Origin of the sequence: Epilithonimonas caeni DSM 17710 (assembly GCF_000426465.1) — a bacterium.
In the GTDB taxonomy this organism is placed as follows: Bacteria; Bacteroidota; Bacteroidia; order Flavobacteriales; family Weeksellaceae; genus Epilithonimonas; species Epilithonimonas caeni.
In genome coordinates this window covers 48429-71538 of sequence record NZ_AUFK01000020.1, presented here as the reverse complement: position 1 = coordinate 71538, position 23110 = coordinate 48429, and the positions used below count along the sequence as shown (strand labels likewise).

Annotated in this window: 24 protein-coding genes and 1 tRNA gene; 11 read left to right on the top strand and 14 right to left on the bottom strand. The window is 36.0% G+C overall.

Going from position 1 to position 23110, the window contains the following annotated elements; genetic code table 11:
* The first annotated feature begins 5 nt into the window (after positions 1–5).
* Together K319_RS0114515 and K319_RS0114510 are read left to right on the top strand one after the other, a co-directional pair.
* On the top strand, positions 6–239 hold the full coding sequence (locus tag K319_RS0114515; RefSeq protein ID WP_027384246.1) for a hypothetical protein: 234 nt from the start codon (positions 6–8) through the stop codon (positions 237–239).
* Between the two features lie 2 nt (positions 240–241).
* On the top strand, positions 242–445 hold the full coding sequence (locus tag K319_RS0114510) for a type II toxin-antitoxin system RelE/ParE family toxin (RefSeq protein ID WP_027384245.1): 204 nt from the start codon (positions 242–244) through the stop codon (positions 443–445).
* Positions 446–539: 94 nt separating this feature from the next.
* On the opposite strand, the gene K319_RS0114505 is transcribed toward K319_RS0114510, so the two are convergent.
* From K319_RS0114505 to K319_RS0114480, 6 genes are all read right to left on the bottom strand, one after another.
* Positions 540–785: a hypothetical protein gene (locus tag K319_RS0114505; RefSeq protein ID WP_027384244.1), complete on the bottom strand. Its 246-nt coding sequence runs from the start codon at positions 783–785 to the stop codon at positions 540–542.
* 50 nt (positions 786–835) lie between these two features.
* Positions 836–1657: a flavin reductase family protein gene (locus K319_RS0114500; RefSeq protein ID WP_027384243.1), complete on the bottom strand. Its 822-nt coding sequence runs from the start codon at positions 1655–1657 to the stop codon at positions 836–838.
* Between the two features lie 200 nt (positions 1658–1857).
* Positions 1858–3111: a fumarylacetoacetase gene (fahA, locus tag K319_RS0114495; protein WP_027384242.1), complete on the bottom strand. Its 1254-nt coding sequence runs from the start codon at positions 3109–3111 to the stop codon at positions 1858–1860.
* Positions 3112–3226: 115 nt separating this feature from the next.
* Positions 3227–4357, bottom strand: coding sequence for a 4-hydroxyphenylpyruvate dioxygenase (gene hppD / locus K319_RS0114490; protein WP_027384241.1), 1131 nt, complete (start codon positions 4355–4357; stop codon positions 3227–3229).
* 383 nt (positions 4358–4740) lie between these two features.
* Positions 4741–5535: a hypothetical protein gene (locus tag K319_RS0114485; protein ID WP_027384240.1), complete on the bottom strand. Its 795-nt coding sequence runs from the start codon at positions 5533–5535 to the stop codon at positions 4741–4743.
* A gap of 68 nt (positions 5536–5603) precedes the next feature.
* Complete coding sequence (locus tag K319_RS0114480; protein WP_027384239.1) at positions 5604–6875, bottom strand: acetyl-CoA hydrolase/transferase family protein; 1272 nt, start codon at positions 6873–6875, stop codon at positions 5604–5606.
* A gap of 210 nt (positions 6876–7085) precedes the next feature.
* Here K319_RS0114480 and K319_RS0114475 point away from each other — a divergent pair, with 210 nt between their 5' ends.
* Together K319_RS0114475 and K319_RS0114470 are read left to right on the top strand one after the other, a co-directional pair.
* The gene (locus K319_RS0114475) at positions 7086–7376 is read left to right on the top strand and encodes a hypothetical protein (RefSeq protein ID WP_027384238.1); all 291 of its coding nucleotides are present in this window, start codon (positions 7086–7088) and stop codon (positions 7374–7376) included.
* A 5-nt stretch (positions 7377–7381) separates the two neighbouring features.
* A complete protein-coding gene (locus K319_RS0114470) occupies positions 7382–8062 on the top strand; it encodes a hypothetical protein (RefSeq protein WP_027384237.1) in 681 nt (226 codons plus the stop codon).
* 39 nt (positions 8063–8101) lie between these two features.
* Here K319_RS0114470 and K319_RS0114465 read toward each other — a convergent pair whose 3' ends face one another.
* Positions 8102–9253 carry a homogentisate 1,2-dioxygenase gene (locus tag K319_RS0114465; protein WP_027384236.1) on the bottom strand — a complete coding sequence of 384 codons (1152 nt, stop codon included), beginning with the start codon at positions 9251–9253 and terminating at the stop codon, positions 8102–8104.
* A 528-nt stretch (positions 9254–9781) separates the two neighbouring features.
* Here K319_RS0114465 and K319_RS0114460 point away from each other — a divergent pair.
* Positions 9782–10465: a Bax inhibitor-1/YccA family protein gene (locus K319_RS0114460; RefSeq protein WP_034671880.1), complete on the top strand. Its 684-nt coding sequence runs from the start codon at positions 9782–9784 to the stop codon at positions 10463–10465.
* A 175-nt stretch (positions 10466–10640) separates the two neighbouring features.
* On the opposite strand, the gene K319_RS0114450 is transcribed toward K319_RS0114460, so the two are convergent.
* The 4 genes from K319_RS0114450 to K319_RS0114435 all read right to left on the bottom strand — a co-directional run bounded on the left by K319_RS0114450 (position 10641) and on the right by K319_RS0114435 (position 15263).
* On the bottom strand, positions 10641–11117 hold the full coding sequence (locus K319_RS0114450; protein ID WP_027384234.1) for a thioredoxin family protein: 477 nt from the start codon (positions 11115–11117) through the stop codon (positions 10641–10643).
* Position 11118: 1 nt separating this feature from the next.
* Positions 11119–13104, bottom strand: coding sequence for a TonB-dependent receptor plug domain-containing protein (locus K319_RS20540; RefSeq protein ID WP_316930938.1), 1986 nt, complete (start codon positions 13102–13104; stop codon positions 11119–11121).
* 303 nt (positions 13105–13407) lie between these two features.
* Entirely contained in the window at positions 13408–14745 is a 1338-nt protein-coding gene (locus K319_RS0114440) for a UDP-N-acetylmuramate--L-alanine ligase (RefSeq protein WP_027384233.1), read from the bottom strand.
* 110 nt (positions 14746–14855) lie between these two features.
* Positions 14856–15263 carry a hypothetical protein gene (locus tag K319_RS0114435; protein ID WP_027384232.1) on the bottom strand — a complete coding sequence of 136 codons (408 nt, stop codon included), beginning with the start codon at positions 15261–15263 and terminating at the stop codon, positions 14856–14858.
* Between the two features lie 456 nt (positions 15264–15719).
* Here K319_RS0114435 and K319_RS0114425 point away from each other — a divergent pair, with 456 nt between their 5' ends.
* The 6 genes from K319_RS0114425 to K319_RS0114400 all read left to right on the top strand — a co-directional run bounded on the left by K319_RS0114425 (position 15720) and on the right by K319_RS0114400 (position 21982).
* Positions 15720–16397: a response regulator transcription factor gene (locus tag K319_RS0114425; protein ID WP_027384230.1), complete on the top strand. Its 678-nt coding sequence runs from the start codon at positions 15720–15722 to the stop codon at positions 16395–16397.
* Between the two features lie 127 nt (positions 16398–16524).
* The gene (locus K319_RS21880) at positions 16525–16668 is read left to right on the top strand and encodes a four helix bundle protein (protein WP_316930937.1); all 144 of its coding nucleotides are present in this window, start codon (positions 16525–16527) and stop codon (positions 16666–16668) included.
* 43 nt (positions 16669–16711) lie between these two features.
* Positions 16712–17995, top strand: coding sequence for a sensor histidine kinase (locus tag K319_RS0114415; protein ID WP_027384229.1), 1284 nt, complete (start codon positions 16712–16714; stop codon positions 17993–17995).
* A gap of 198 nt (positions 17996–18193) precedes the next feature.
* Entirely contained in the window at positions 18194–20023 is a 1830-nt protein-coding gene (locus K319_RS0114410; RefSeq protein WP_235696113.1) for an LTA synthase family protein, read from the top strand.
* Between the two features lie 78 nt (positions 20024–20101).
* Complete coding sequence (locus K319_RS0114405) at positions 20102–21124, top strand: sulfite exporter TauE/SafE family protein (protein ID WP_027384227.1); 1023 nt, start codon at positions 20102–20104, stop codon at positions 21122–21124.
* Between the two features lie 72 nt (positions 21125–21196).
* Positions 21197–21982: a phosphatase PAP2 family protein gene (locus K319_RS0114400; protein ID WP_027384226.1), complete on the top strand. Its 786-nt coding sequence runs from the start codon at positions 21197–21199 to the stop codon at positions 21980–21982.
* Between the two features lie 135 nt (positions 21983–22117).
* On the opposite strand, the gene K319_RS0114395 is transcribed toward K319_RS0114400, so the two are convergent.
* The 3 genes from K319_RS0114395 to gcvH form a co-directional block, all read right to left on the bottom strand.
* Positions 22118–22188 (bottom strand) — tRNA-Cys (locus K319_RS0114395).
* 179 nt (positions 22189–22367) lie between these two features.
* On the bottom strand, positions 22368–22670 hold the full coding sequence (locus tag K319_RS0114390; protein WP_316930941.1) for a VanZ family protein: 303 nt from the start codon (positions 22668–22670) through the stop codon (positions 22368–22370).
* Between the two features lie 58 nt (positions 22671–22728).
* On the bottom strand, positions 22729–23106 hold the full coding sequence (gcvH, locus tag K319_RS0114385) for a glycine cleavage system protein GcvH (RefSeq protein WP_027384224.1): 378 nt from the start codon (positions 23104–23106) through the stop codon (positions 22729–22731).
* Positions 23107–23110: the final 4 nt, after the last annotated feature.

Below are 23110 nucleotides of genomic sequence, written 5' to 3'. Positions count from 1 at the left end.
TGAAAATGAATATCGAAACGAGAAAAATAGAATTTGTTCAGGCTTTTCTGAGTCTTCAAAGTGAGGAATTGATTTCTCAATTCGAAAAACTCCTGAAAAAAGCCAAACAATCTGAAAAAGAGTTGAAGCCTTTTACGATTGAAGAACTTAACGAAAGGATCGCCAAATCTGAAGAAGATTTTGAAAATGGAAGATTCAAAACTCAAGAAGAGTTGGAGAAAATTTCTTCAAACTGGTAGTAATGAAAATCATTTGGACAGATTTTGCAATTCAAAATCTTAAAGATATTTTTGATTATTATTCTAAAAATGCCAATAAAAAAGTTGCACATAAAATCCGCAAACAAATTTTGGCTTCTACAAAACAATTGATTCAAAATCCTGAATCAGGGCAAACTGAATTGAATCTTGAAAAATTAAATCAAAATGGTTACAGGAAATTATAAAGTGATTTATAAGTTTGTAAAAGATGAAATCAGAATAGTGGACATTTTCGACACTCGCCAAAATCCGTTGAAAATTGAACGGGAAAAATAATTGCTAATCCTTGATAATTTTATATCTGAAACTTATCAATCCCGATGTCAAAATCAGACAAACGATAATGATGATTTTGAGACTTTTAATCCATAAACAGAGGTCTCTACCTGTAACTATAGAAATACATTCTTTCGGATTTTCGGTTTCATATTTCAGACTGACTTGAGTATTGATAATTCCAATCACAGATACCAAAATAACCAAAATCAGAAGACTGATGATGGTATTATACATCGTTTTTCTCATAGTTTATCAGGTTAGTTTTTTGGTTTATAAGTTTTAGTTTTAATTCATTCTCAAAGTTTTAAAATTTCCCAGGCTTTTTCGATTTCATTGTTTTTTAAAAACTTTTGTGCCAATAAATGTACATCTTTTTCCGAAGAAAAACTTCCAATCGGTAAAATTTCTATATTCGCTAACATTCCAAGGTCATTGCCTGTAAAAACACCACTTCTTTTGATTGCCTCGGGAAGTCTGTCGTAACCAATTCCTTTTGTAACCAGCGGCTTAGGGACTTCAAAGATATTATTTTCATTGTTTCTGGAATAGAAATTACTTCCCAATCTTGCTACCAGATCCAATTGCTTCTGGTCAAGATTTCCAGCGTCATCCAGATATTTTTCATTGATATGAATTTTGACAATTTCTGCAATCACAAGATTTCCCGAACCTCCAAGATTTCCAAGCGATTTAATCTCCAGAACTTTACATTCGAAATTAACCGGAGATTCTGCAATCAAAGGCGGTTTTACAATGTCTGCAGGTTTCATTGTCAAACCTGACTTAATGAACTCATTCACGCCGTCTTCATATTCTGTACTCGCCAAAGAAACCTGTTGTACCATATCGAAATTGACATTGCCGATAACCAATTCCGGGACTTCTTTCAGGTTTTCCAACGTATGTTTTGTCGTATTATCGCGAACTCTTCTGGAAGGCGAAATAATCACCACAGGCGGAACTGTGCTGAACATATTGAAAAAACTGAAAGGCGAAAGATTGATTTCTCCTTTGTTGTTGATCGTGCTTGCCAAAGCAATTGGCCTTGGTGCAATTGCTGTTTGCATTATTTGTTGCAATTGCATTGCAGGAATATCGGAAGGGATGGTTGTTTTAATCATTTCTTTTAGTTTTTTCTGGTATTCGTGAACCTTTGGTTTCATTTTTTTAACACTTAAGTTTATCTATAACTCGTATAAAATAGTTCACAAAAGAACACATAAGCTTTTAAAATCTTTGATTTTCAGTTAAAGTGAAATTTTCTCAACAGAATTAATTTACTCTAAAGTAACTTAAGTGTTTAAATTCCGAGTGTATTTTATGATAAAATTGCGGGCAATATTTTCCCAGAAACTTCCCCAAAACCAACTCGGATTCCGTCTTTTTCCGACCAGGCTTTCATAGTAATCGTATCGCCATCTTCTATGAATTTTCTTTCGATTCCGTTTTTGAGTTGCAAAGGTTTTGTTCCTCGCCAGGTTAATTCCAGCATAGAACCGTAGGATTTTTCATCTTCTCCGGAGATAGTTCCACTCGCGTAAACATCGCCCACTTCAACATTACAGCCATTCACGGTATGATGCGCCAACTGCTGGCACATATTCCAATACATAAATTTGTAATTGCTTTCCGAAATCAGATTGTCTTCAGAATTTTCCGGCTTCAGATAAACCTGAAGATTGATGTCATAATTTTTATCACCATCAAATTTCAGGTAATCCAAAACTTCCGGTTCTTGCCTTGGAGATTCAGTTTTGAATGGTTTTAAGGCTTCTAGCGTTACAATCCAGGGCGAAATCGATGAACCGAAATTCTTCCCCAAGAATGGACCCAAAGGAACATATTCCCAACTCTGGATATCTCTGGCAGACCAATCATTGAAAATCATCATCCCAAAAATGGCGTCTTCCGCTTCTGCAACCGAAATCCTTTCTCCCAAATCTGTATTTTTATTCACGACAAATGCCATTTCCAATTCGAAATCGAGTTGTTTTGAAGCACTGAAAACCGGTTTATCTGAATCTGCAGGTTTTATCTGTCCGCAGGGTCTTGTAATATCAATTCCTGATAAAACGATCGACGATGCACGACCGTGATAACCAACCGGCAAATGTTTCCAGTTGGGCAACAACGCATTCGCAGGGTCACGGAACATCATTCCGACATTGGTTGCGTGCTGGATGCTGCTGTAAAAATCGGTGTAATTCGGGATATGCAAAGGCATCATCATCTGAATCTCATCCAGATTGTAGAAACATTCTTCCAAAGCTCTTTCATCTTTCGACAATAGAGAATCTTCCAGCAACAATTCCTGAATCCTTTCACGAACTTTAGTTGTAACCGGTTTCCCCAATTCTATAAATTCGTTAATCGTGTAACCTTCGAAAACATTCTCTTCAAAACCTTTTATATCTTCAAAATAGCCAAGGTCAAATAATGTCGCCAAATCTATGACGATATCGCCGATTCTTGTAGCACAGGCAATATATTCTTTATTGAAAACACAAACCCCAAACGGAATATTATGGATTGAAAAATCGGAATCTGAAGGATGATTGATGAAGGATCTCATTATAAATAGATGTTAGATATTAGAATTTGGACATTAGATTTTAAATCTATGAAAAAATTAAAGCATTAAAAAATATAATGCTTTAATTGTAAAAATATAAGAAAATAATTTGGGTTTATAAGTTTCCGCGTCTCTCCTGCTCTCTTTCCAAAGCTTCGAAAAGTGCCTTGAAATTCCCAGCTCCGAAACTCTGCGCACCGTGTCTCTCGATGATCTCGTAGAACAATGTCGGTCTGTCTTCCACCGGCTTTGTGAAAATCTGAAGCAAGTAACCTTCCTCATCACAATCCACAAGGATACCGAGATTTTGAAGTTTTTTGATATCTTCATCGATATCACCTACTCTTTCCGGAATCATCTCGTAATAGGCTTCCGGCGGCGGTGAAAGGAATTCCACACCTCTGTTTTTAAGTTCTGTAACGGTTTTTACAATGTCTTTTGTTGCAACTGCGATATGCTGGACACCTTCGCCTTCATAGAAATCAAGATATTCTTCTACCTGCGATTTTCTCTGGCCTTCTGCCGGTTCGTTAATTGGGAATTTTGCAAAACCATTTCCGTTGGACATTACTTTTGACATCAATGCCGAATACTCTGTATTGATCTGCTTGTCATCGAAAGAAAGAATATTCACGAATCCCATTACTTTCTCGTACCACTCAACCGTCGGAATCATTCTGTCCCAGCCGACATTTCCTACGCAATGGTCAACATACAATAATCCAACATCAGACGGATTATAATCGCTTTCCCATTTTTCGTAGCCCGGCATAAAAGCGCCCGTATAATTTTTACGTTCGATGAACATATGAACCGTTTCGCCGTAAGTATAGATCCCGGACATTCTAACCTCACCAAATTCATCGGTCAAGGTCTTTGGCTCCATATATGGTCTCCCTCCACGTTTTGTCGTTTCTTCAAAAGCCTTGTAGGCATCATCTACCCAAAGAGCAAGAATCTTGACACCGTCACCGTGTTTCTGCTGATGCTGGCAAATTGGAGAATCTGACCTCAAACCTGAAGTTAAGACCAATCTGATTTTTCCTTGCTGCAAAACATAAGAAGCCCTGTCTCTGACACCAGTCTCAGGACCAGCATAAGCGACAGACTGAAATCCGAACGCTGTTTTGTAAAAATGGGCAGCCTGCTTGGCATTTCCCACATAAAATTCTATAAAATCTGTTCCATTAATGGGGAGAAAATTCTCGGCCTGTGCGATTTTCTCGGCAAAAGTGAGTGTTGACATTTTACTTTTTTACTTTATTATCTGTCTTGCCAAGATAACATTTTTTCACAAACAAACTAACATTTGTTAGTTTTATTATGCTTCATAAGTAAGAATTATTTTTTAATTAATTCTATAGATAAGCAAAAAATAAATAAAATAAAACAAAATGCAAACGATTACACAACCTTCAAATAATAATTTTTACTTTAAAAAAATAAAATTAAATCAACAAAAATAATCATAAGTTAACTTTTAGATAACAAAACAACACTTTGAATAAGAATAACATAATATGTATTTTTAAGTACATTTAAGTTTATTTTCATTGATTTCCTATTGTTACCTTTGTTAAAGAATTGTCAAGATTCTAAAAACACAAATAACGAAAAAAGCCGTATCCACTACGGCTTTTTGTATATTACATTATTTAATAATCCGGAATTTGGATTATAATTGTCCCATATCCTCCAGGCATTATCCCTATACTTTATAAAATAGATCTGTGTATTAAGCTCATTTACCAAGTATTCTTCATTGGAGTTCTCAACAACAAATACAAGATTCCAAAACTCCTGCGTTTTTACAACGATCTTATCTGATTCTTCTGAAATCACATCAAGATCAAAAATCTCAAAATTGGAACGGTTATTTTTTGTATATAGTTTCAAGTTCTTTTCACAAAGCTCTGAACTGTAATTTCTTATTCTTTCGATGAATGGGGCCTCCGGAAAGATAAGGTCATCAAAAATTTCAATCTTGGAGTCCGGGAAACTTTTGAAAAATTCAAAATTAGTATGGCAATATCTATAAACAATATCCGTCGTAGATTCTTTGCTGAAGACATTTTCATTATATAGATCATTCTCCTTGACACTCATTACATAGGCATTCAAATCCCTGAATCCCAAGAATATACATATCTTGTCCAAAGTTTTCAGAAACCGTAGATCATTGTGGGTCTTATAATCATAATCACTCTCAAAAAACCTTTGCAAAGTAATATGGGAAATACTTGTTCCTAACTCAAACTTCCTTTCATTTTGCAATTCTATCCTTTTCGATAGATCTTCTTTTATAATTTCCGAAAGAATAACATAATGACTCCTCTTCCAGGGATCTATATTTCCAAGAATAGAATTCTTGACGACAGAATGCTCCCTTATTTCCTCTTTTATTAAATTATAAATTGACTTCAAACCATCAAAATTTTCATACTATCTCAAATGTACGATAAATAGTATGAAATTTAAAATTTGTTCAATTTTTATTTGAATCTTTCGTAGGCTGCTCTATCTAGCATTTCTCTATCATCAGGATGAGAGATTTCAATTAAAGCTTTTGCTCTCTGACGTAGGTTTTTACCATACAGATAAGCTGTCCCAAATTCAGTTACAACGTAATGTATGTGCCCTCTGGTTGTGACCACACCCGCACCTTGCTTCAGAAAAGGAACAATTCTAGAAATCCCTTTTTTAGTTCTTGATGAAATTGCCATAATTGGTTTTCCACCTTCACTAAGTGCTGCTCCCCTCATAAAATCCATCTGTCCACCGATCCCACTGAATTGGTAAGTTCCGATAGAATCTGCACAAACCTGTCCAGTCAAGTCTATCTCAATAGCAGAGTTGATCGCATGAACTTTTTTGTTCTTCATGATATTGATTGGGAAATTGACGTGCTGGACATCCATAAACGCGATCGCTGGGTTATCATCTACAAAATCGTACAATTTCCTTGTTCCAAAACAAAAACTGGTGATTGTTCTGTTGGTGTGGGTTCCTTTGTACTTATTGTTCACGATATCATTCAGGATCAGATCCACAACACCATCACTCAACATCTCGGTATGGACCCCCAGATCCTTGTGGTTGTTAAGACATTTCAAAACAGCATCAGGTATGGTTCCAATTCCCATTTGTAAAGTAGCTTTATCATCAATCAATTCTGCAACATGCTTTCCGATCAACATCTCCTCTGCACCCACTTTTGCCCCGTAATCGATGGTTAAAAGGTCATTTTCGCTCCATACCAATTTTTCGATTCTGCTAACATGGATCATTCCGTCACCGTGTGTTCTCGGCATCTTTGGATTCACGATGGCGATGATCTTTTTCGCTGTATCAATGGCGCTTCTTGCAACATCCACAGAAGTTCCCAAAGTACAATAGCCGTGACCATCCGGCGGAGAAACCGTGATCATTGCTACATCGATCGGAAGAATATTATTTTTGAAGAGAATCGGGATTTCGCTTAAAAAAATAGGGACATAATCCCCATTTTCACCGTTGACAGCTTCACGAACCGGAGCTGATGTGAATAATGAATTGATGTAAAAGCTATCCTTATATTGAGGTTTTGCAATTTCTACATTCCCTTGTTGTGTAATGGAAACCATTTCCACATCTTTGAGCCGGGAAGATTGTTTTGCCAGTTCATCATAGAAAAGATCGGGTGTACAAGCACTGCCGTGCCCGAAAATCCTGTCACCGCTTTTAATAATCGAAACCGCTTCTTCTGAGCTAACGTAATTGACCATAGGTTGTATTGTTTTTTCAAAATTAACCAATATTACAAATATAAAAGATGAGCGTTATCAGTTTGGTAAAAAGTCATTGTTTCTTTCTATCAATTTTTAACACGCTCATTTTTAAAATCTTGAACAAAAAAAATCTAAAATAATTCGAAAGTTAAAATAAAATTTATTTACTTTGTAATTCAAAGTTCTTTATAATTAAAATTATAAATTATGATTACTACAAACCAAAGAAATAAGATTTTATTTTCCGTCCCTGTGATTCTATTAAGTATCCCATTAATTGCAATGCAATTTTCTAAAAGTTGGAATTGGTCATCTCTCGATTTTGTTGTAGCAGGAGTTATTCTTTTTGGAACTGCTTTCATTATCAAAATGATTTTGGAAAGATTCACAACCATAAAAAGCAGATTGATTTTAATAGGAATTACTTTAATAATTCTTCTGTTAGTCTGGATAGAACTGGCAGTTGGGATTTTCGGAAGTCCGTTTGCGGGGAGTTAGAAATCATGATTGATAATTTTTTGAAAGCTTGGTGGAAACCAATTATATTATATATAATAGTTTATACAATTTATATCATTGGCTTAATGAGCTCCAATAAATATATTGTAGAATTATTTGAGTATTTAATATTGGCTTCACTTTTAATTTTATTGATTTCTTCCATCTACATTCTTTTTAAATCAAAATGGTATTACAGCATTCTTCAGATATTTTTACTAGGAATTACAATGTTTTTACTTGGTTCATTTTTGATGTTTTATCCTTATGATTTTTTCGCAGACGATTTGGAAATCTCGAAAAATATCAACTTCGAAAAACCTAAAACCAAAATTGATACATTAACCATTCGAAAAGAAAATACTTTAGAAATTAAAAATGGCTTTCAGCCAGGAATTTATGAATTCTATTTTTGGTACAGGCCAACAGAAAAAGGAAAATTATACATAAAAACTTCTGAAATCACTAAGAATATAGCTTTATCTAAACAGCAAATAAAAGAAAGAAGTTTGATAAATGTAAATCCAAATGATAGTTTACAATTGTTCCATAAAGAATTTAAAATCTATGAAGGAGATTGGGGAAAACCTTATTTAGCCAAGATTTCTATTTACTTTAAGCCAGACAATAAGCCTGAACAAAAAATAATTGAGAGAAATTATATAGTAGAAGGATGGATGAGATAAAAAAAGCTAACATCTCTGTCAGCTTTCTATTTTTTTAAGTTATTCCAACCAACTTGTTTTATAAGTTGGGTCTTCTACTTTAATTGCTTCTTCCGTTAACTTCAAAGGTCGGAATGGGTCAACCATCACCGCATATTCATCTGTGAATTTCTTGCCAATGCTTCTTTCCATTGCGCCTGGATGCGGACCGTGAACAATGCCCCCCGGATGAAGTGAAAAATCCATCAAATCAACATGATTCCTGCTCATAAAATCGCCTTCCGTATAAAACAAAACCTCATCCGAATCGATATTGGAATGGTTATATGGCGCTGGAATGGCCTGTGGATGATAGTCATACATCCTTGCACAGAACGAGCAAACCACAAAGTTATGCGCTTCAAAATTCTGATGGACCGGAGGCGGTTGATGAATACGACCTGTAATTGGCTCAAAGTTTTTGATATTAAATTTATACGGATAAAAATAACCGTCCCAGCCAACGACATCAAATGGATGGGTCGCATAAATGAAATCTGTGACTTGATTTTCTTTTTTGACTTTGATGAGAAAATCGCCTTTCTCATTTTTGGGTTCTACAAATGTTGGCGGAATAATATCTCTCTCACAAAATGGTGAATGTTCCAATAATTGACCAAACTCATTTCTGTAACGTTTTGGTGTATAGATCGGGGAATGCGCTTCTATGAAAAAGAAAACATTCTGTTCTGTTTCAACTTCCAGCTGATAAATTGTTCCTCTTGGAATGATAAGATAATCACCGACAGAAAATTCAATATTTCCAAGCATTGTTTTCAAGATTCCCTTCCCTTCGTGAACGAAAAGTAACTCGTCGCATTCGGCATTTTTATAGAAATAATCGGTCGATCTTCTTGGTTTTGCCAAACCCATTTTCAAATCGTTGTTTAGCATCAGGACCTTTCGGCTTTCCAAAAAATCATCTTCAGCGGTCACTTTTGCACCTTTTATCATTCTTGGCGTGACGTTTTTTTCCACTGCAATTTTTGGAGTAACGTCTTTTACATCACCAATCGATTTGATCTGAGTCGGGCGATGTGTGTGATAAAGTAATGAAGCAATCCCGTGAAAACCTTCTGTTCCAAAGAGTTGTTCGTAATAGAATTGGTCTTCTTCGGATTTGAAAATCGTGTGTCTTTTTTGAGGAACTTTCCCCAGTTGAACGTATCTCATTTTATTAGATTTGGCTTTTCTCAAATGTAATATTTTTTTTGATACTTTTATTTTGAACGCAAAAGGCGCTAAGATCTTCATTAATCATTGAAAATATTTTAAGGCCCGCAAAGGCAATTCGCTCAGGAAAGATTTTGAATTTCTCGCTGATGAAGCAGATTTTGCAGATTTGAAATTAATAATTTAAAATATTATGTTTTGATTTTCAACACAAAGTGTTCTAAGGTTTTTATTAATTATTGAAAATATTTTAAGGTTCGTAAAGGCGCCTCGCTCAGCAAAAGGATTGGTAAAAATTATATTTGATGTTGAAAGTTGTTTGGATGTTGAAAACCCTAGCCCTGATGGGAACGGCATCCTTTTTTGTTTTTGAGATTCCTCACTTTATTCGGAATGACAAAATGTTCTGAAAAACAAAAAAGATATAGTGGACAGCAGGTTCCCGGCTCCTGAAAAACAATTATGAAATCCTTAAGATGCTTTTTAAACAGAAAATGTTATCTTTGAGAATAACAAATTTTACAACAAATGAATGATTCGTTAATGGTTTCTCAGTTGTCAGAAATCGAAAGAGCAGAATTTTACAGAAAAACGTATATGCACGTTGCAGTAGCCATCCTGGCGTTCGGAGCAGTGGAATATCTTTTATTGAAAACGATTCCTTTGGAAACGGTCTTATCAATGGTCACCGGGAAATATATCTGGCTTGCTGTGATCGGCGTTTTTTGGCTGGCGTCTATGCTGGCAACTAGATTGTCCTTCTCACTTTCCAGAAACACCCAATATCTTGGATTGGGCTTGTACGTTTTGATAGAAGCCGTGATCTTCCTTCCGATGTTGGGAATCGCAAGTTTGTACGCTCCACAAGTGATTACACAGGCTGCGCTGGTAACGCTTTTTATGTTTGCGGGATTAACTGCAACCGTATTTTTCACCAACAAAGATTTTTCTTTTCTTAGAAATATCATTGTGATTGGCGGATTTGTGGCGTTGGGAATTATTATCGTAGGTGCGATTTTCGGTTTTAACCTTGGGCTTTGGTTCTCTCTGGCGATGGTTGGATTGGCGAGTGCAAGTATTCTTTATGAGACTTATAATATCAAAAATGTTTACACAAAAGAACAATATGTTGGCGCCGCATTGCAGATGTTCGCATCTATCATGCTTTTGTTCTGGTATATTTTGAGAATTTTCTTGAGCAGAAGAAATTAAGAGTTAATCAATATCAATTATTATAGAAGTGCTTGGAATTATCTGAGCACTTTTTTTGCTTAATGGAAAAGTTTTACCGCAAAGGCTGCAAAGATTATATTAATAATTGAAAATATTTTAAGAGACGCAAAGGTGCTTCGCTCAGCAAAATTTGATTCGCTTAAAAGAGTTTCTATCATTCTGGCTTTATTTTGTTCAAAATATCAAGAAGCTCCGAAGCTTTCAAATAGCCGTTGTATTGAAAAACGATCTCGTTTTGAGGATTCAGAATGATCAGACTTGGATATGTTGTTTTTCCCTCAGTCAATGTTTCTCCGAGTTCGTGAACACCTGTATTAAATCCTGTTGGCTTGTATCGAAATGTTTTTTCCGCGAAATGAATCTCCCTTTTCTCTTCTGAGTTGAGTTCGACGAAGTAGTAATTTTTGTTAATACATTCTATAACCTTTTGATCTTTGAAAGTCGTATTTTCCATTGCCTTACAGTAGTTGCACCAGTCGGTTTTGATGAGAACAATGGCATTTCGAAGTTCTGATTTTTGCAGGTTTTCTAATTCTTCAAATTGATGATTTTTAATCTGAGAAAAGCAAATTCCGGAAAGTAAAGAGCTTCCAAGAATTGCTAATCTTAATATTAAATCCCGTATTTTCATCTTAGTTAAAATTAAATCGAATTCCTAAAAATCCTCTGATCCCTTGATTCGGTGCATAAACATAAGAAGTATCAAAAGGTAACGGATTGTCCGGCGTTGGTTCTCCAAAAGGGTCATTTGACCTTGCAATAATGAAAGGATTTCCTTTGTTCGGCGTCCAATTAAGTAGATTTTTTACGCCTGCATAAATTTCAAATTTCTTGAAACCATCATACGTGAACTGAATGTTCTGAATGCTCCACCAAGGCGACTTCGGCTTTCTCGGGTCCAACTCACCAAGCAAAGGCAAACGCATCGGACTGTAAATATTCCCCGTATAATCAACCGATAAGTTCCAAGGTTTGATTTTATAAGAAACCGTCCAGGTTCCCGTGAATTTTTCGGTCAGCATTTGTTGTTCTGTAGTGCCATTTTCAGTTAAAGTATTTTCCATCAAAGTTCCACCGAGAATGAATTTCAAACCGTTTGCAAAAGTTAAATCTGCATTCAGGCTGATACCTTTGCTCACGGCGTGTCCGTCTAGATTATTATAGATGATTTTATTGGTATCTGTTTCGTAATCCGGAACAATCCTGTTGGTGAAATACGTGTAAAAAGCAGAAGTTTCCAATCCCACAAACCCTCCTGAATCAAAATAGATTTTTTTAACGAAATTCAGGTTGGCGTTGTATGATTTTTCGGGTTTCAAATCATTAAGAATAATGACATCTCTCGCTCCCGTCAAAGCGGCGTGGTCTTCCGTGAAAAGATTTACCACTCGAAACCCTGTTCCTGCATTGAATCTCAAAATATTATTATCATCCACAGACCATTTGTAAGCCAATCTCGGTGTAAAAATATTCCCGTGGATATTATTGTGGTCATATCTGAATCCCAATAAAAGTTTATGCTTCTCCGTCAACGTCACTTCATCCTGAATAAAGACCCCAGGAAGCCAAGTTTTTTCAGCTTCTAATTGTGTTGCTGGCGTGTTGTCATCATAATAAGTATATCGCAAAGCTGTTCCGGCCAACAAATCGTGATTACCTAATTTCTTGTCCCAAGTCATTTGCCCAAAAGCAATTTTCTGATTAGCAATATATGAAGTGGTTCCGTAACGGCTGTCTTGGTCGTGATCGATCAATGAAAAAGAAAGGAATATTTTCTCATTCACAGGAAGCTGATAATTTCCTAAGATCTCTGCCCGATTGGTGTAGATACTTTCGCCGTAGATTTGGTCACCACCTCGGAAAGACTTGTTCCAACGGATATCGCCTCCCCAGCGGTCTTCATACATATACCGTCCGGCAATTGTAAAAAGACGATTTTCTTTTCTTTCAAAATTCCATTTTTGGAAAACGGAGATTCGGTTTTGTAAAGTAACGTCTGTAAAATTGTCGTGGTTGTTATCTATTTTGTTCTGAAAATTGAAATAATTGATTCCTGTCAAAACACTTGCTTTTTTCCCGGCACTGAATTTGAAACCTAGATCCACATTGTATTCCCCCCAGGTTGTGGACATCAAATCTGCCGTTGCCAATGGTGCATTCTGTGGTTTCTTGGTAATGATATTAATGAGTCCTCCAACAGCCTCGCTTCCGTAAAGAGAAGATGCAGGTCCTTTTACAATTTCGATTCTTTCTACCAGAGAATTCGGGATCCCTGAAAGTCCGTAAACAGTTCCTAGAGAACTCACGATTGGCATCCCGTCAATCAAGACCATTGTGTAAGGACCTTCCAAACCGTTGATATGAATATCGCCAGTGTTGCAAATATTACAGTTGAGCTGAGGACGAACGCCGTTGATATTTTGCAAAGCATCAAAAATACTTGGCGTAGGATTTTTTCTGAAAAATTTTGGTGTGTAAACCTCAACCGGAACAGGACTTTCCAAGCGATTCACTTCCTTCATTGTTCCGGAAATCACGACTTCATCGATATTAGAAGTTTTAGATCGTTTTTCTTCAAGACTGATACTGTCAGTTTTTTTGACATTAATGCTGTCCATTTTTATTTCCTGGGATTTAATAAAAACAGAACCTGCCAAAAAGAAGAGAAAACAGAGTAAGGAAGATTTAACAACCATAAAACAAATATTTTTTATTGACAAATATATAAATGTTAGACAAATCTAACAAATTAATTAGTCAAAAATAAAATCCTCTTGATTTCTCAAAAGGATTGTTATAAAAGTTGTTGATTTTATTTTCTTACAGATAAGAGTCTTCGACAAGCTCAGACTGACAATGTTAAATAACAATTAGTCTTAGAAATGTCAAGCTGAGCTTGTCGAAGCTTTGATTTAAAACTCTTAAACCGTCAAGTCCAAACCTCCGAAATTGCCGGAACTCATCATTACAAAAGCACCTTTCGTTTTATCAAGACTATCCCAATATGCGTGTAGATCTTCTGCATTGGTAAAAACTTTCAGGTTTTGATTCTTGAATTTTTCTTTGATCAATTCCGGAGAAATCGGTTCCATTCTTTTGATCTTCAAAGCATCTTCCGAATAGAAAACGACTGCATTGTCCAAACCGTCCATTGCATGGTCATATTGTTCCAAAAAAATTGGATTAAGGCTGGAATAAGTATGTAATTCCAAGAAACCAAAAGTCTCGGTCTTTGAAAATTGTTCTGCAAAGGCAGCAACTGTCGCTTTCACTTTACTTGGTGCATGCGCAAAATCTTTGTAAAGCAAACCACCGTCTTTTCTCTCCACTTTCTCCAATCTTTTGGAAGCACCTTTGAAACTCATAATTGCTTCATAGAATTCCTCTTCCATAATTCCTAATTGAGAACAGATGAACCTTGCTCCTTCCATATTCAGAAGGTTATGTTTTCCAAAGACTGATAAAGGAATATTTCCCATATCGGTTTTCAGGTTTACAATGCCGTTGAGGATCTCATATTGTGGCGTTTTATAAGGAATTTTTCTGAAATAATTTTCTGCACTTTCAACCACTTTTACAACCTCAGCATCTTCTTCGTTGTACACTAAAACTCCACCTGGCGTAATACTCGCCACAAACTTTCTGAACTGCTCAACATAATCGTCAAACGTCTTGAAAACATTGATGTGGTCCCAGGCAATTCCGGAAATCAAAGCAATATTGGGTTGATATAATAAAAATTTTGAACGCAAATCAATTGGAGAAGAGAGATATTCGTCTCCTTCCAGAATCATAAAATCGTTCTCATTCGTGATCTTCACCATACAATCGAAACCTTCTAATTGTGCACCGACCATATAATCGATATCTTTCTGATGAAAATTCAGAACATGAAGGATCATAGATGTAATTGTTGTCTTACCGTGGGAACCTCCAATCACAACCCTTGTTTTTTCTTTGGATTGTTCGTAGAGAAACTCCGGATAAGAATAGATCTTCAACCCAAGTTCTTTCGCTTTTGCCAATTCCGGGTTGTCTGCGTGTGCGTGCATCCCGAGAATTACGGCATCAATATCCGAAGTCAGTTTTTCCGGAAACCATCCTAACTCTGCAGGAAGAATCCCTTTTCTTTCCAGTCGGGATTTTGAAGGTTCGAAAATAGCATCATCGGAACCAGTCACCTGATAGCCTTTATCTTTGAGAGCAATGGCAAGATTGTGCATCGCAGAACCGCCAATGGCAATGAAATGGGTTTTCAATTCGATATAATTTTACACAAAAGTAAGGAAAGATGTGAGATGTCAGAAGCCGGAAGCCAGATTTTTGGAAATAAAAAACCTGATTTTTCACAATCAGGTTTCTTGAATATTTATGATAGAGTGGTTTGGAGCTTTGGTCGTTCGTATTCTATTTTGAGTTCCTCGCCTGTCAGCGTGAAATAGATGTTCTGAAGCTGATGAAGATAGTTACACTTGATATAATTTCCGAAATACAGGAAGCCCTGAAGGATCTTGTTAGAATCCAGATCGAAGTCATATCTGCAATAATTAGGAAGGTCAAATCTTATTCTGCTGGATGAGCGATAAGCCTCTTTGAATCCTAATTTCTGAAACCATTCTACAGTCAAGGCAATTGGTTTAAGGCTTCTATGGTCTATAGCCGTTTCAGAATCTATTTTCACAAGTAGATGATCGTTGTTATTTTCCATTCCTATTACCGGAACGATTTCGTTGCCATAAATCAGCAAGTTGTTTAACCTAAGTTCTGTTGCTTCCATATCTGTAGTGTGATTTTAAAGTGAGACGTGTGTAAATGGTATCTAACAAAACGTTTGCCAAGATGATATAAAATCAATAATAAAATCACATTATGAATAGAGAATTAATTTCGACATACCTCCGCCATCACTGTAAAATTCCCCTCCTATTTTCCGTTGATACCTCTTAATCACCATATTATGAATTATTTAAAACCTGCTTTTATGTTATACTAATGATAAAACAAATTTTAAATCAGATGATATATTTTTTGAATCTATTGAATTGCAAAAAATCAAAGAACTTGAAACCAAACAATCTTAATAATAAAACCGTTGTCATAACTGGTACATCGGAAGCGATCGCTGTAGCAATCGACTTTTATTTACGTTTTCATTTTCATTCTAAATTTCTTCTAAATTCAAAATATAAATTCGCTGAATAAAAATTCCGATATTTATAAATTATAATTACTGATGAAAATCCTGATCATTGAAGACGAAACCGAATTGGCAAAAAGTATTGCTGAATACCTTTCGGAAGAAAACTATCTGTGTGAGTTTGCGTTCACATTTTATGAAGCCATGTACAAGATAGAAACATTCGAATACGATTGTATTATTTTGGACATAATGCTTCCAGATGGAAATGGTCTGAAAATTTTGGAAGAACTGAAAAAGCAGAACAAACAAGACGGCGTCATCATTGTTTCGGCAAAAAATGCCCTGGATGATAAGATAAAAGGGTTGCAACTTGGCGCAGACGATTATCTTACAAAACCATTTCATTTATCTGAACTTATGGCCCGCATCTATTCTATCATTCGCAGGAAACAATTTAATAATTCTAATATCATTACTCAAAATGAATTACAGATCGACCTTTTGGCGAAAACTGTTTCCGTCAATAATAAAGTGGTTGCGTTGACGAAAAAAGAGTTTGACCTGCTGATCTATTTTATCGGAAACAAGAACAAAGTGATCTCTAAAAGCACTTTGGCAGAACATCTTTCCGGAGATTTTGCAGATATGCTGGACAATCATGACTTTGTGTATGCACACGTCAAAAACCTTAAGAAAAAATTGAACGATGCAGGCTGCGAACCTTATTTGAAAACGGTTTACGGAACTGGTTATAAATGGGAGTCAAATTAATGGTTAATGATCAATTATAAATATTATGAAAGAGAAATATTATAAAAAATAAAAGTTTCCTATTTGCAATTGGAATCGTAAGACCATATCAATATCTATGTGAACAGAAAAAAGATTTACGCATAAAATGGCAATTGCCCAAAAAGAAATCAATGAAACAATTTATTGGATTGAATCATTAAAAGAGACGTATTATTTAATCATTGGACAATTTGAAAGTATCAATATTGATGCGATTGAAATTATAAAAATCGCTTACAACGATTCTTAAATCCACCAAATCAGACATTAACAATTAATATTTAATCATTAGTTTGAAACCACTTTTAAATAAAACGACAAAACCTTTCATCATTTATGTCCTGATCATCCTGGTCATCAGTATTCCTTTGTATTATCTGGTAGTAGATGCCATTTGGAAACACGAGTTGGATGAACATAACAAGATCGTTGCTGAAAAAACCTCATCCCAGATCAACAGCTTAAAGTTATCTGATGAAAAACTGGTTGAAACCATAAAGCTTTGGAATGACATCCAACCAACCACCAACATCCAAAATATTGGAGCGAATGACAATCTGAAGGACAGTATTTTCATTGTAGAAAAACAACACGATTTTCTGGATTTTGAAGACATTGACAGATTCCGATGTTTGTCAAAGATCATTTATCTTAACAAAAAACCTTATCGTTTCAACATAGAGACCAATATCGAAGAATCCCAGGAAACCATTTTCTTCATCTCGGCAACGACAGTCATTCTTTTCATCCTGATTGTTGGCGGATTATTGTTTCTCAACAGAAGGCTCTCAAAATCGGTTTGGAAACCGTTCCATGAGACTTTGGATAAACTGAAAACTTTCAGCCTTAACAATCAGACCAAAATTGAATTTGGAGCAACCGATGTTTCCGAATTTGATGAACTGAATCAGTCGCTGAGCAAGCTGATAGAACACAATATCACGGTTTATAAAACGCAGAAAGAGTTCACGGAAAATGCCTCGCACGAACTGCAGACACCTTTGGCGATTCTAAAAAACAAACTCGATATTCTATTACAGAATGAAGACCTCACAGAAAAGCAATATCACATTGCTGAAGAGATGAACCGCGCTTTGTCCAGAAGCTCCAGAATCAATAAAAACCTTCTGCTTTTGGCAAAGATCGAAAACAATCAGTTTGATAATTCTGAAATACTTTTGGATGAGCTGCTGAATCAAAGCATGGAAATCCTGCAGGAACATTTTGAACAAAAAAACATTTCCGTTCACAGCGAAATTTCTTCTGATGTAAAAGTCAATGGAAACATCGGATTAACCGAAGTTCTGATCAATAATTTGATTCTAAATGCCATCAGGCACACTTCAACCAACGGTTCAATTTCTATAGAATTAACCAATTCCGTTTTCGAAGTTTCCAATTCGGGAACAGAAAAACTGAATCAGGACCTGCTGTTCAAACGGTTTTCAAGATTCTCGAAAGATAATAACGGAAGCGGGCTTGGACTCGCTATTGTGAAAGAAATCTGCAAATCCCAGAACTGGGCGATAGATTACAGATTCGAAAATAATGATCATATTTTTTCGGTAAAACTGTAAATTCTAAATTTCTTCTAAATTGAGTTTCATCTTTACACGTTTTTAAACGGGTAAAAAGTAATGATTCTCAAAAAATTTCAAAAAATATTTAATAGTAGATTTTCTGTATTATTTTCAATTTTAAGTTTATATATTCTATTCTCAACCACGATCAGAATTGGATTTCTGTTCTGGTCATCAAAAGATCTAGATTTCAATTTGCTTTATATCCTAAGGGCATTTTTCACAGGATTCTGCTATGATTTTGCGGTTGGAACTTTGTTTTTGTTGCTGTATTCAGTTTATTTATTGTTGTTTCCGAAACGATGGATCGGTTCCCGGTTCGATAAGATTTTCACTTACGTTTACCTGGCAATTATTCTTCTCATCTTCTATTTCAGTTTGCTGGCGGAGATACCTTTTTGGGATGAATTTGGCGTAAGATTCAACTTTATTGCGGTGGATTATCTGATCTACACTTATGAAGTAGTTTCCAATATCAACGAATCTTATCCCTTGCCATTGATCATTTTCGTTTTGGTTGCTTTGATCGTTCTGACATTCGTTCTCTTCCAGAAAAGAAAAATATTCAGGAGTACATTTTCAGACAAAGCACCGATCTCAAAACGATCGGCACTTTTCTCTGTATTGATTCCGGCTTTAATTTTAAACTTAATATTGAAAAACAAACAGGCAGATTTCAGCAACAACATGGTTCTAAATGAATTAGGAAAGAACGGCACATTTTCCTTCTTTACTGCTTTCAAATCCAATGAATTAGACTATGAAACCTTTTATCCGAAAATCGATGATAAGGAAGCGTATTCGGTTCTGAAGAAAAATCTTCTCCAGGACAATCAAACTTATGTTTCCAACCAATGGGACGATATCTCCAGAAATACAAAATCCGAAAATGAACAACATCCGAATGTCATTCTGATCGCGATAGAAAGTTTCAGCGGAGATTTTCTGAAAGCCTTCGGAAACAAAGACAATCTCACTCCGAATTACGACAAATTGGCTGACAAAAGCATTTTCTTTACTGATCTTTATGCAACCGGAACCAGAACAGTGAGAGGGATGGAAGCCCTGACCCTATCCGTTCCGCCAACTCCGGGGAACAGTATTGTGAGAAGACCTGACAACCAGGACCTGTTCTCTGTGGCTACTGTTTTCAGACAGAAAAATTATCAACCTTATTTCATTTATGGCGGTGATGGCTATTTTGATAATATGAATAATTTCTTCGGAGGGCAAGGTTTTGATATTGTGGACAGAAACCGCGGAAATCCTTTATCAGACGAGATCAAAACACAACGTTTCAATATCCCTGACAACGAAGTGAGTTTTGAAAATGCATGGGGAATCTGTGATGAAGACCTTTACAAACAATCGATCAAATATGCGGATAAAAGCAATAAGCTGAATAAACCGTTTTTCCAGTTTGTGATGACAACGTCCAATCATAAGCCTTATACTTTTCCAGCCGGAAAAATCGACCTTCCGCAGGGAAACAGGAACGCTGCCGTGAAATATACCGATTACGCTTTAGGGAAATTCCTGGCTGACGCCAAAACCAGGTCTTGGTTTAAAAACACCGTTTTCGTCATCGTTGCCGACCATTGTGCAAGCAGTGCCGGAAAATGGGAGATCAATATAGATAAGCATCATATTCCCGCGATCATTTATAATCTTCCTCAAAAAGCGGAAAAAATCAATCGCCTGACTTCTCAGATCGATCTGATGCCGACCTTATTCGGTTATTTGGGCTGGAATTATACGACAAGTTTGTACGGGAAAGATATCAATCAGACAAAAGTTGGTGATGAACGTGCTTTCATCGGGAATTACAGAACTTTGGGAATGTTGAAAGGCCATATCTTCACTCAGATCGATGACCGAAAAAGAGTAAAACAATTTGATGTGAAAAAATCGAATCAATGTTTGTCTGAATTGAAATCCAAAAATCAGCAATTGGTTTCCGAGACGATTTCCTATTACCAGACTGCGAGCGAAAGATTCAAAAATGGAAAAATGAAAGCGAAATAGCTTTCTTCTAAATATCTTCTAAATCAGGTTGCACCTTTGTCAAATAAAATTGATGGTGTAACCTTTTTATTTGTAAAAATGATTGTTGAAGTTGTTTTGTTGTTCTTCGGAACCATTTTCGCATTCTGGCTGAGTGCAATTTGCGGAGGCGGTGCAAGTCTCATTCTGATTCCAATTTTAAACCTTTTGCTCCCTGCTTCTGTGGTTCCATTTTCGTTGACTGTTGGAACGTTTACGAGTTCTGTATCAAGAATTGCCGTTTTCAAAAAACATATCAACTGGAAGATTTTCTTTTGGTTTGTCCCGTTTTCGATTCCTGCAGTTTTGATTGGCGCTTACCTCATCAAGTATATTAACCCGAATTACCTTCAATTGATTGTCGCTTTTTTTCTCATTGCCAATATTCCTCAGCTTTTCAAAAAAGTAAAGGATAATGAAACTGGAGAAAAAATTCCTCCAAAATATACCTTGGCAATTATAGGTTTTTTAGCAGGATTTGTTTCCGGAATTACAGGCGCCATCGGATTGTTATTTAATCGATTTTATTTGAAATTCGGTTTAGAAAAAGAAGGAATTGTAGCAACCCGCGCGGCAAATGAAGTTTTTCTTCATCTTATCAAATTGGTGATTTATATTTCGCTCGGATTATATTCTAATCTTGCTCTTTGGCTGGGGTTAGCGATTGCTATTGCAACGATTATTTCGTCTTATACGGTGAAATATATTCTTCCTTATCTCAGTGAAAATCTATTCAGAAAAATTGGTTACGGCGCAATGGTTGTTGCCGGAATCACTCTATTAATTGGTACTTCTGACAAAATCATTCAACAAGATAAGTTGGGTGTTACGATTGCAAAAAAGGAATCGATTATCTCTTGGCGGTCGACAGATCTTGTGATTGAATTTGCCTTCGATGACGGATTGGAAATTGAAAAACCGATTCATCCCGAAGAATTACCCAATCATCTTAAAACCAAATATGATTCTCTAAAAAATCATTACGATGTCATCCATCTGGAAAAGGTATTCACATTCCGAAACGAACCTTCTTACGAATTCTATTGTTACAAAGACAATCAGCTTACCAAATTTGAAATTTAATCTAATTCAGAATTAATTTATGAAATCGCCTGGCGATAACATATGACCTTAAAAAACAATAAACATCTCCGTATGAAACTAATATTCTCGAGCTTATTAATTATTTTATTAAGTTCTCAAAACGTTTTTGCTCAGGACAGTTTAGCTGTAAAAAACAACTCTACAGACAGCGTTTCTGTTTCCGAATTGCACAACGATAACACGCATCAATTCAGTTATAAAAAACTGATAATTCCGGTTGCATTTATAACTTATGGTGTCGCAACTTTGAAATTTGATAAATTGAAACAACTGAATTTCTCGACAAGAACCGAAATCAACGAACATAAGCCAGACCACATCCGACTGGACAATTACACACAATTTGCTCCTGCAGCCTTGGTCTATGGATTGAATGCTTTTGGCGTTGAGGGAAAACATAATATACGGAATAGAAGCGTTATTTACGGGACATCATTATTGTTGGTGTCTGCAGTTGTCATGCCTATAAAACATCTGGCAAAAGAAGAAAGACCCGACCAATCGAATAATCTGTCATTTCCTTCCGGACACACTGCATTTGCTTTCGCTGCTGCCCAGTTTATGTACCAAGAATATAAAGACACTAATTTCTGGCTGGGAGTTTCCGGTTATTCTCTGGCGGTATTCACAGGTGTTTACAGGATGCTGAACGACAAGCATTGGTTCAGTGATGTGGTTGCAGGTGCAGGAATCGGGATTTTATCTACGGAAGCTTCTTATTGGTTATATCCTAAAATCAATCATCTGTTATCCGGAAAAAATAAAACTTCTTCTACGATAATCATGCCTTTCTACCAGAACAAAACAGCGGGAATAGGATTGGTAAAAAATTTCTAAACAATATTGGCAAAATACTTGCTTATAAAACTTTAAGTAGGGGGATGCTTCGTTGGTCTTCCTACTTTTTTTGCATACATTTGGAAACAAAAAACCCTAAAACATTCTAAACAAATGAATTAGGGTTTTATTGTGAGGTGCCTAGCGGATTCGAACCGCTGTAGATGGTGTTGCAGACCACTGCCTAGCCACTCGGCCAAAGCACCGTTTTATTGGTTTGCAAATTTAGTGTTTTTTTTCAAATTTCAAATCTTAATCTTCTTTTTTATTCGAAAATTTAGATGATCTAAATTTGAAATCAGAAAAAACAGGTTTTTAAATGAAGCAATAAGTGGAATTTGGTCTAGATCAGAACTTAATAACATCATCAATTCAAAAAGGATTTCTAAATTCTGTTTTGAAATTTTTCATATTTGTGATATGCATAATATGACAGCAATAGGCCTAAGATATCTGCAACGGCGTCTAAAACCTCCAAAGACCTTCCCCATTTCATAACATCCTGCAAGATCTCGGTAAGAAGTCCATAAGAGACCAATATGAGCAAGAAAAATAAAAGGCTTGCTCTGGGAAAGCGCAGCCGGAAGAAAAATCCCAGAAGAAAAAATATCGAGAAGTGAATAAGCTTATCTATATGTCTGAACATAAAAGAATATTCTTTGTTCTCAATACCCGGACGTAATAGCATATAAGTAAGAAATGCCCAATAAATGGGCAATATGATCTTACTATATTTCTTTAACAGATTATCCAACAACCTCTTGATATTGTTCTGCAGATAATAGTGCCGACAAATCCGCTGAGTCTGCCACCTTTAACTTGATGATCCATCCTTTCCCATAAGGATCTGTGTTCAGCAGCTCCGGTTGGTCTTCCAGATCTGCATTAATTTCCAAAACTGTTCCGGCTACCGGAAGGTAAAGATCAGAAACTGTCTTGACAGCTTCTACACTTCCGAATACGTCGCCTTCGTTCAGATCTTCATCAACGGTATCAACATCTACGAAAACGATGTCTCCCAATTCTCCCTGGGCATAATCTGTAATCCCGATCGTTGCGATATCGCCTTCTACTTTGATCCACTCGTGATCTTTGGTGTACTTTAGTTCTGCTGGTGTGTTCATTTTT